Source organism: Microbispora sp. ZYX-F-249, from assembly GCF_039649665.1.
Lineage (GTDB): Bacteria > Actinomycetota > Actinomycetes > Streptosporangiales > Streptosporangiaceae > Microbispora > Microbispora maris.
Genome location: NZ_JBDJAW010000044.1, coordinates 50,996 through 60,623, shown reverse-complemented (window position 1 = coordinate 60,623; position 9,628 = coordinate 50,996). Strand labels below are relative to the sequence as shown.

The 9,628-nt window shown below is 70.4% G+C and carries 7 protein-coding genes; 5 read left to right on the top strand and 2 right to left on the bottom strand.

Going from position 1 to position 9,628, the window contains the following annotated elements; translation table 11 throughout:
- Positions 1-204 precede the first annotated feature (204 nt).
- Complete coding sequence (locus AAH991_RS34035) at positions 205-711, bottom strand: anthrone oxygenase family protein (RefSeq protein ID WP_346230038.1); 507 nt, start codon at positions 709-711, stop codon at positions 205-207.
- An 82-nt stretch (positions 712-793) separates the two neighbouring features.
- On the opposite strand from AAH991_RS34035, the gene AAH991_RS34030 reads away from it, so the two are divergent.
- Positions 794-1,741 (top strand): AraC family transcriptional regulator, encoded by a 948-nt coding sequence (locus AAH991_RS34030; RefSeq protein WP_346230037.1) that lies wholly within the window; start codon positions 794-796, stop codon positions 1,739-1,741.
- 54 nt (positions 1,742-1,795) lie between these two features.
- Here the strand turns inward: AAH991_RS34030 and AAH991_RS34025 are convergent, their stop codons facing one another.
- Positions 1,796-4,594, bottom strand: coding sequence for a glycosyl hydrolase (locus AAH991_RS34025; protein WP_346230036.1), 2,799 nt, complete (start codon positions 4,592-4,594; stop codon positions 1,796-1,798).
- Between the two features lie 410 nt (positions 4,595-5,004).
- Between AAH991_RS34025 and AAH991_RS34020 the strand changes: the two genes are divergently transcribed.
- The 4 genes from AAH991_RS34020 to AAH991_RS34005 all read left to right on the top strand — a co-directional run bounded on the left by AAH991_RS34020 (position 5,005) and on the right by AAH991_RS34005 (position 9,614).
- Positions 5,005-6,306 (top strand): ABC transporter substrate-binding protein, encoded by a 1,302-nt coding sequence (locus AAH991_RS34020; protein WP_346230035.1) that lies wholly within the window; start codon positions 5,005-5,007, stop codon positions 6,304-6,306.
- Positions 6,307-6,386: 80 nt separating this feature from the next.
- Positions 6,387-7,409 (top strand): carbohydrate ABC transporter permease, encoded by a 1,023-nt coding sequence (locus tag AAH991_RS34015; protein ID WP_346230034.1) that lies wholly within the window; start codon positions 6,387-6,389, stop codon positions 7,407-7,409.
- Positions 7,402-8,226, top strand: coding sequence for a carbohydrate ABC transporter permease (locus AAH991_RS34010; RefSeq protein ID WP_346230033.1), 825 nt, complete (start codon positions 7,402-7,404; stop codon positions 8,224-8,226). Before AAH991_RS34015 ends, AAH991_RS34010 begins: the two co-directional genes overlap by 8 nt.
- The gene (locus AAH991_RS34005) at positions 8,223-9,614 is read left to right on the top strand and encodes a GH1 family beta-glucosidase (protein WP_346230032.1); all 1,392 of its coding nucleotides are present in this window, start codon (positions 8,223-8,225) and stop codon (positions 9,612-9,614) included. The genes AAH991_RS34010 and AAH991_RS34005 overlap by 4 nt, the downstream gene beginning before the upstream one ends.
- Positions 9,615-9,628: the final 14 nt, after the last annotated feature.

Genomic DNA, 9,628 nt, shown 5'->3' with positions numbered 1-9,628 from the left:
CGTTGAGGTGAGTCCTCTGGGTGCGCCTCTCGATGGTGGCCATGACCGGCCCCTTTCCACTTTTTCGTCTCTCTTTGACACGTCAAGCAAACCGCGATCACCGGCCCTGCCACAGGAGCCGTACGGCACACCGCGGTCATCCCGAAGTCCCGCAACCGTGGGACTTTCGGTCCAAATACCCGTAAACGGGATGCATCAGGTTGGTCAGGAGCCCCGGCCCCAGCGGTAGGCGCCGTAACCCATGAGCAGCAGGCTCACCCCGCCGGCCACGGCCCGCCAGGTGTTCCAGGCGGTCCACCGGGACGAGTAGTCCGACCAGAGCCGGGCGGCGGTCTCGGCCAGGTCGCCGTGGGCCGCCGCGGCGGCCAGGGCGTCGTTCATCGGCACGTTCACCGCGGCCGTCGTCAGGATCACGCCGGCCGCGTAGACCGCGGCCGCGGCGAAGAACGGCCAGGCCGCGCCGGAGTGGGGCGTGGCCAGCAGGAAGGCCCCCGCCCCGGCGGCGGCGACCGGGGCGAGGACGAACGCCGCCAGGAACACCGGGTTCTGGATCTTGACGTTGATCGCGTTCATCGCATCGATCGCCGAGGAGGCGGGCACCGCGTTCAGTCCCGGCATGACGCCCACCGAGAACCCGAAGAACGTGCCCGCCATCGTGGCGGTCATGAGCGTGGACAGGGCGGCGGAGGCGGCGGCGAGGAGGTACATCATGGTGATCAGTCAATCGGCGGACCGCTCCGGGCGACATCGTCGAGAATCTCGGCCGCATATCCGGGCGTCTACGATTCCCGGCATGGACGCGCTGGCCGATCTCCTGGACGGGCCCCGGGCGCGCGGGGCGTTCCTGCTGCGGGCGACGCTCAGCCCGCCCTGGTCGGTGCGGATCCAGGACGAGGCGCCGCTGTGCCTGGTCGCGATGGTGCGCGACCGGGCGTGGATCACCCCGGACGGGGACCGGGCCGTACGGGTGGGGCCCGGCGACGTGGCGGTCGTGCGCGGGCCCGGCCACTACACGGTCGCCGACGACCCCGCGACCGCGCCGCAGGTCGTGATCCACCCCGGGCAGGTCTGCACCACGCCGGACGGCCGCGCCATGTCGGCGGAGATGGACCTGGGCACGCGCAACTGGGGCAACGACCCGGACGGTTCGGCCGTGATGCTCATCGGCACCTATCAGATGCGCGGCGCGGTCACCCATCGGCTGCTGGCGGCGCTGCCGGCCCTGCTGGTGCTGCGCGCCGACTCCTGGGACGGCTCCCTGGTCACACTGCTCGGCCTCGAGATCGTCAAGGACGAGCCGGGTCAGGAGGTGGTGCTCGACCGCCTGCTCGACCTGCTGCTGATCGCCGTGCTGCGGACCTGGTTCTCCCGACCGGACGCGCGGGCCCCGGGCTGGTACCGCGCGCACGGCGACCCGGTGGTGGGGCCCGCGCTGCGGATGCTGCACGCCGACCCGGCCCATCCCTGGACGGTCGCCGAGCTGGCGGGCCGGGCGGGGGTCTCCCGCGCCGCGCTGGCGCAGCGGTTCGGGAGACTCGTCGGCGAGCCGCCGATGGCCTACCTGACCGGGCTAAGGCTGGCGCAGGCGGCCGACCTGCTGCGTGAGACGGACGCGACGCTGGAGGCGGTGGCCCGCCGGGTGGGGTACGGCACCGCCTTCGCGCTGAGCTCGGCCTTCAAGCGGGAACACGGCGTGAGCCCTCAGCGGTACCGCGAGAGCCTGAGACGTGCGACCGGCTGAGAGCCGTCGCCGGGGTGGCACGCCTGCGTGCCACCCCGGCGCGGTCGTCGTCCGTCAGGATGTGGCGAACGTGAACCAGTTGAGGTTGACGAAGTCGGCCGGCTGGCCGCTGCTGAAGGTGAGGTAGACGGTGTGGCGGCCGGTGACGCCCGTGATGTTCGCGGGAATCGTCGTCCAGCTCTGCCAGCCGCCGGTGTCGCCGACGGCGAAGTCGCCGATCGGGGTCGCCGCCGGGCTGTCGAGCCGCACCTGTACGAGCCCGCTCACGCCGCCCGCCGCGCCGGAGGCGACCCTGGCCCTGAACTGCCGCGCCGCCGTCGGCCCGAAGTCGACGTCGTCGTAGCGCAGCCAGTCGCCGTTGCCGATGTAGCCGACGTTCTGCCCGCCGCCGACGTCCTGCGTCGTCTCCGTCTGCGTGCCGCTCTGCGCCTGGTACGCCTCGGCCTGGATGGTCGAGCGGGCGTCCACCCCGCCCGGAGCGGGCGACGGGGATCCCGAAGGGGAAGGCGACGGGGACGGCGAGGGTGACGGAGACGGCGAGGGTGACGGAGACGGCGAGGGCGAGGGGGACGGAGACGGCGAGGGGGACGGCGAGGTGGACCCGCCCGCGCTGGTCGCCGTGGACCGGGCCGGCACGGTCAGGGCGGTGCCGTCGGAGAACCTCACCGCCCTGGCCGACGTGCCGAAGTTGTGCGCGACGTACGTCCGAATGGACCCGCTCACGAAGACGGCGGCGGTCGGGCTGTCGGCCGTCACCCCGGGGTCGACCGTGCCCATCCTGGCCAGGTTGTAGATCCAGTGGTAGGTGTGCGCCAGCGACTCACCGGACTCGGGCGTCAGCGCCGGGTATCCGGCGTCCCACGCGCTCTTCGCCGCGGCCGGGTCGGCGAGCGCCCGGAACTGCCAGACGACGTCCCTCCACTCGACGGCCGGGCCGCCGTTGTTCGCCTCCATCTCGGACAGGTTCTGCCTCACGTCGGCCTGGTAAAGCCCGTGGTAGAGCGACCCGCCGGTGACCGGCAGCATGTTGATCCCGTGGATCTCCTCGGGGTTGGCCGTCCACCAGGTCGAGTACGCCGCGCCGGAGCCCCAGACCATGCCGGCCGTGTCGTGCCCGAACCCGGCCGGGAAGACCGCGTCGTCCTTGTCGAACCAGTACTGCGCGATCGCCGACGACTGGGTCGTGTAGAGGTAGACGCCGAGGTCGCGCAGGGCGGTGTCACCCGTCGCCGCGCCGAGGAGTATCGCCCCGGTCGCGAAGTTCATCGCCTCCGACGACGACTCCTCGTTGTTGCCCGCCGCGAACCCCTGGTGCCCCGACGCCCAGCCGTTGCCGGCGTACGGGTCGAAGTTGCGCAGGAACGGGAACCGGGTCTCCGACCTGTCCCCGTTGTTCGCGTCGGCGGCCAGGAGCGTGGCCATCGGCGCCCAGCTCGCCGCCCAGGACGAGTCGTACCTCGCCACGGTCGCGGCGGCCATCAGGTAGTAGCCGTAGTGGAAGTGGTGGTCGTTGACCTCGGTGTCGCTGCCGTACGAGGCCGGGTAGCCGGTGAGCACGCCCCACGTGGCGTCGTAGCGGAACTGCTCGGCTCCCCCGGCCGTGAACCAGCTCTCCAGCTCACCCTTCAGCAGGCCGAGCAGCTTGTCGCGGGACGCGGTGTCGCCGAGCTGGTCGGCGATCGGCACGAGCTGGGCCAGCCGGCCGAGGGCCTTGCCGGTCCAGTAGGTGTCGGTCGCGCCCTTCCACGGGTCGGCCGCGTTCGCCTCCTGCCTGACGTAGCTTCCGAGCCTGGTCCTGTCGTACGCGCCGAGGTCGGGCAGCGACGGCAGCACGCCGTGGAACGTCTGCACGGTGCTGAACGACGTGCCCTCGCGCAGCTTCATCGTGCCGCGCGGCGAGACGTAGGTGTACGACGTCAGCGGGCTGCTCGTGGCCAGCCACTGGTGGCGGTAGAGCGCCAGCAGCGTGCCGGTCTGCGTGCCCTCCTTGGCCGAGGTGGTCGCGGTGTAGGTGGTGGTGAGCCGGGCCGACGCCTCGTCGTACGACCAGGTCACCCTCGTGCCGGTGACGAAGCTGAAGGCGTACTTCGCGAACAGGTCGAGCGCCGGGGCGGACGCGTCGGGCAGCGCGGCGACCGAGAAGTAGTTCTTCCCGCCGAGCGCGTCGGTCGCGACCGTGCCGCTGAGGCTCCAGTCGGTGCCGGACGGCCCGAAGATCCCGTAGTGGTGGCCGTTCACGGTGACGCCGAGGACGTTGCCCCGGTCGGCCCAGACCGTGGGCGTGGCCACGAACGCGACCCGGGCGTCGCCGCCGGTCGGCGTCGCGTAGACGTACGGCAGGCCGTGCCCGATGGTCGCCTTCAGCGACCGCGCGCCGTCGGACCAGTACGGCGTGACGGTCCAGTCGGACCAGTCGTCCACCTTGGTGTCGGGCGAGTTCAGGCCGGACACGCCGAGCGTGAGGTCGCGGGCGTGCGGGAACTCGTACTGCCGGCCGTCCGAGCTGATCAACGGCGTGGTCGGGTAGCCGACCTCGAGCCCGCCGGCCACCGCGTGGAAGGTCAGCGGGTGGCCGTACATGTTCTCGGAGTAGGGGTTCCCCGCGTACCGCTGGAAGGCGAGCGACGACCACCAGTCGTTGGTGGGCACCTTGCGGGTGACGTTCGAGGTGACCTTGGGCGTGACCGGAGCGCCGTTGGAGTTGGCGGGCCCACTGGCTCCGGCGGGCAGGTCGGTGGTGTAGCCGCCGGCGCCGACGGGAACCGTGGCGGCGCCGGCGGGCAGAGCGGGCAGGGACAGAGTGAGGGCGGTCAGGACGGCGAGGCCGAGGGTCCTGACGGGACGGAGTGGCATGTGCGACCTCCGCTGGGGGTCAACGACTGCGGAAGGCGGAACTCCTGCCGGCCCGTGATCCGGCAGCAACGCTGGAAGCGCTCTCAGCGCCGCTGACGCTAAGCGGGATGCAACCCCTTGTCAACGCGGAGAGAAAGTTTCACGAAGGTCAAGAGAACGCTCTCTTCTCGTGCTCGGCCGACGACCCGGCGGCCGATCCGCGGCCCCGCGGCGCCTCCCGCATGCCCGCGACGGGACCCCGGCACGCTGCGCGAATAGCCGTGGGAGCGCTCTCACCAGCGGCTTTGCCATCCGGAGATAACGGGAATCGTTACTGATCCATCCCTTGACGGCCCCACAGCCGACTCCCACTCTTATGCGAGAGCGCTCTCTTCAAGATCGATTTTATATGCGGGACCCAAGGAGGGTTCATGGGCACTCCCCATCCGGGCCGCCGGGCCGTCCGGTTCGTCGCCCCCATGCTCGCCGCCTCCCTGCTCACGCTCACGGCGTGCGGCGGAGGCGGATCCGGCACCGGGACCGGCGGCGGCCAGTCCACCGAGAAGGTCAAACTCAGCGTCGGCCTCTTCGGCGACTTCGGCTTCAAGCCGCTGTACGAGGAGTTCAAGAAGACGCACCCGAACGTCGAGATCGAGGAGCGCCAGGCGGCGTTCGCCGACCACCACACGAACCTCGCCGCGCACCTGGCCACCGGGGCGGGCGCCGCGGACGTCGAGGCGATCGAGGTGGGCTACATCAGCCAGTTCACCTCCCAGCCCGACAAGTTCACCGACCTCAAGCAGTACGGCCTCGACAAGCGCCAGGGCGAGTACCTCGACTGGAAGTGGCAGCAGGGCCTGGCCCCCAATGGCGCGCTCCTCGGCCTCGGCACCGACGTCGGCGGCCTGGCCATGTGCTACCGGACCGACCTGTTCGAGAAGGCCGGCCTGCCGGGCAAGCGCGACGAGGTGTCGGCCCTGTGGCCCACCTGGGAGCAGTACATCGAGACCGGCAGGAAGTTCGCCGCCAAGGCGCCCAAGGACGCCAAGTTCTTCGACAGCCCCGGCGAGATCTTCCGCGCCATCATCGCCCAGGCCCCGGTCGGCGTGTACGACGCGCAGGACAACATCGTCGTCGCCACCAACCCCGACGTGAAGAAGGCATGGGACCTGTCGATCCAGATGATCGACGCCGGCCTGTCCGCCAAGATCGGCGCCTTCACGCCCGAGTGGAACACCGGCTTCGCCAAGGGCTCGTTCGCGACCGTGATCTGCCCCGCGTGGATGACCGCCTACATCCAGGACCAGGCCAAGGACTCGGCCGGCAAGTGGGACATCGCCACCGTCCCCGGCGGCGCGGGCAACTCCGGCGGCTCCCACCTCACGGTGCCCAAGCAGAGCAAGCACCCCAAGGAGGCCGCCGAGCTGATCGAGTTCCTGACCTCGGCGCAGAACCAGGCCGCGGTGTTCAAGGCGATCGGCAACTTCCCGTCGATCCCCTCGCTGTACGACCAGCCCGACATCCAGAACTTCACGAAGGACTTCTTCAACGACGCCCCCGTCGGCAAGATCTACTCCGACGCCGCGAAGAACCTCAAGCCGCAGCACCTCGGCCCCCGCGAGGGCGACGTGCGCACGGCCATCGGCAACGGCATCGGCCGGGTCGAGCAGGGCAAGCAGTCGCCCGACGAGGCGTGGGCCCAGGTCCTCAAGGACCTGGAAGCGATCAAGTAGTCCGTCGCCGGCAGGGCCCCCGGCGAACCCGCCCGGGGCCCTGTTCCGGTCGTGTCTGCCCTCCCCGAGGAGGATCTTCCATGGCAACACCCCCGGGCGGGTCCGTGCGGACCGTGACGCCCTCCCCCGGCGGCCCTCCGGCCGCCTCGCACACGCCCGCACCCCCGAAGACGGCGGCAGGCCGGCGCTCCCGGCTGCACCGGCTGGACCGGCAGGCCTCGCCGTACGCGTACGTCGCGCCGTTCTTCCTGCTCTTCGCCGCCTTCGGCATCTTCCCGCTCATCTACACGGCCTGGGTGTCGCTGCACGACTGGAACCTGCTGAGCAGCGACAACCCGTTCATCGGCCTGGACAACTACACCGCGCTGTTCGCCGACGGCTACTTCTGGAACGCGGCGTTCAACACGCTGTCGATCGGCGTCCTGTCGGCGGTGCCGCAGCTGCTGCTCGCGCTCGTCCTCGCGCACCTGCTGAACCGGCCGCTGCGGGCGCAGACGCTGTTCCGCATCACGCTCCTGCTGCCCAACGTGACCAGCGTCGTGGCCGTGGTGGTCATCTTCAGCCAGCTCTTCGGGCGCGACTTCGGCCTGATCAACATGGTGCTCGACTGGCTCGGGTTCGGCCGGATCAACTGGCAGGCGGGGGTGGCCAGCTCGCACGTCGCCATCGCCGTCATGATCATGTGGCGGTGGGCCGGCTACAACGCGCTGATCTACCTCGCCGCCATGCAGGCCGTGCCCAAGGAGATCTACGAGGCGGCCACCCTCGACGGCGCGTCCAGCTTCAAACAGCTGTGGGGCATCACGCTCCCGATGATCCGGCCGACCGTCATCTTCACGGTCATCGTCACCACGATCGGGTCGATGCAGATCATCGCCGAGCCGCTGCTGTTCGGCGCGCAGGTCAGCAACGGCGCGGCGGCCACCGGCGGCACCGACCGCCAGTTCCAGACCCTCGCCCTCTATCTGTACGAGAAGGGCTTCCGCAGCTTCGAGTTCGGCTACGCCTCGGCGGCGGCGTGGATGATGTTCCTCCTCGTGGTGGTGGTCGTGGGATTCAACTATCTCGTCGTCCGGCGCATGCGGGGAGGCCTCGATGTTTAGGGCGCTACGCGGGCATCCGCTCACCTATCTCACCCTCGTGGCGGTGGCGTTCTTCTCGGCGTTCCCGGTCTACTGGAGTGTGATCGTCGCCTCGCACGACAACGCGGCGCTGGCCGAGGTGCCGCCGCCGCTGCTGCCCGGCGGCAACTTCTTCGCCAACGTGCAGCGGGTCTTCGACACCGCGCCGTTCGCGCTGGCGCTGCTCAACTCGTTCGTGGTCGCGGGGACGATCACGGTGTCGGTGATGTTCTTCTCCACGCTGGCCGGCTTCGCGTTCGCCAAGCTGCGCTTCCGCGGGCGCAACGCGCTCCTGCTGATGACCGTCGTGACGATGATGGTCCCCACGCAGCTCGGCATCATCCCGCTCTACATGCTGATGATCAAGCTGGAGTGGACCGGCACGATGTACGCCGTCATCGTCCCTGCGCTGGTCAACGCGTTCGGCGTGTTCTTCATGACGCAGTACCTGAGCCGCGCGCTGCCCACCGAGCTGCTGGAGGCCGGCCGGATCGACGGGTGCAGCACGGCCCGGCTGTTCTGGCACGTCGTGCTCCCGGCCGCCCGGCCGGCGGCGGCGGTGCTCGGAATGCTCACGTTCATGACGGCCTGGAATGATTACTTCTGGCCATTGGTCGTCCTCACCCCCGACAATCCAACCGTGCAGGTCGCGCTGTCGCAGCTCGCCAGCGGCTACGTGCGGGACTTCACGCTCGGCCTCACGGGCACGGCGGTGGCGACGCTGCCGCTGGTGCTCATCTTCGTCCTGCTCGGCAAACAGATCATCGGAGGAATCATGCAGGGAGCTGTGAAGGGTTGACCGCGGAGACCATCACCACTCGGGGGACCGGATCGTCCAAGTTGGTCTTCCCTGACGGCTTCGTCTGGGGCGCCGCCACGGCGTCCTACCAAATCGAGGGCGCCGCCGCCGAGGACGGCAGGGGCCCCTCGATCTGGGACACGTTCTCGAAGGTCCCGGGCAACGTGGCCGACGGCCACACCGGCGACGTCGCCTGCGACCACTACCACCGGTACGCCGACGACGTCCGGCTCATGGCCGGTCTGGGCCTGGCGGCGTACCGGTTCTCGGTGGCCTGGCCCCGGATCCTGCCCACCGGGGCGGGCCGGGTCAACGCCGCCGGCCTCGGCTTCTACGACCGGTTGGTGGACGAGTTGCTCGCCCACGACATCACGCCCTACCCGACGCTCTACCACTGGGACCTGCCGCAGGCGCTGGAGGACGCCGGCGGCTGGGCCGTACGGGACACGGCTCAGCGTTTCGCCGACTACGCCGCCGTCGTGCACGAGCGGCTCGGCGACCGCGTCCGCACGTGGACCACGCTGAACGAGCCCTGGGTGGCCGCCTTCCTCGGCTACTGCTCCGGCGTCCACGCTCCGGGCAGGCGCGACCCGGCGGCCGCGTTCCGCGCGGCCCACCACCTGCTGCTCGGCCACGGGCTGGCGGCGCAGTCCCTGCGCGCGGCCGGGGCCGCCGAGATCGCGCTCACCCTCAACCTCGCGCCGATCATCCAGACGGACGACGGCCTGGAGGAGGCCGCCCGGGTGGACGCGCTGATGAACCGGCAGTTCCTCGACCCCGCGCTGCGGGGGCGCTACCCGGAGGAGGTGCTGGAGATCGCCGCGCGCCACGGCGGTCTCGACCACATCGGCGACGGCGACCTGGCGGTCATCCACCAGCCGATCGACCTGCTCGGCATCAACTACTACAACCCGTCCTTCGTGTCGGCCCGGCCGGGCGAGCCGGCCAACCCCGCCTTCCCCGGCACCGAGGGCGTCCGGTTCGAGCCGCCGACCGGCCCGACGACCGCGATGGACTGGCCCATCGAGCCGTCCGGCCTGGAGACCCTGCTCGTACGGCTGTCGCGCGACTACCCCGAGGTCGGGCTGCTCGTCACGGAGAACGGCGCGGCCTTCGACGACCGGCCCGACGGCGACCGGGTGCACGACGAGGACCGGATCGGCTACCTCGACGGACACCTGCGGGCGGCGCACGCCGCGATCGCCGCGGGAGCGGACCTGAGGGGTTATCTCGTATGGTCTCTCCTGGACAACTTCGAGTGGGCCTACGGCTACCACAAGAGGTTCGGCATCGTGTACATCGACTTCGAGACCCAGCGACGCGTTCCCAAGGACAGCGCGCTGTGGTATCGAGACGTCATCGCACGCAATGGGCTGGGGAGTGCCTGACGAACGCTTGATCT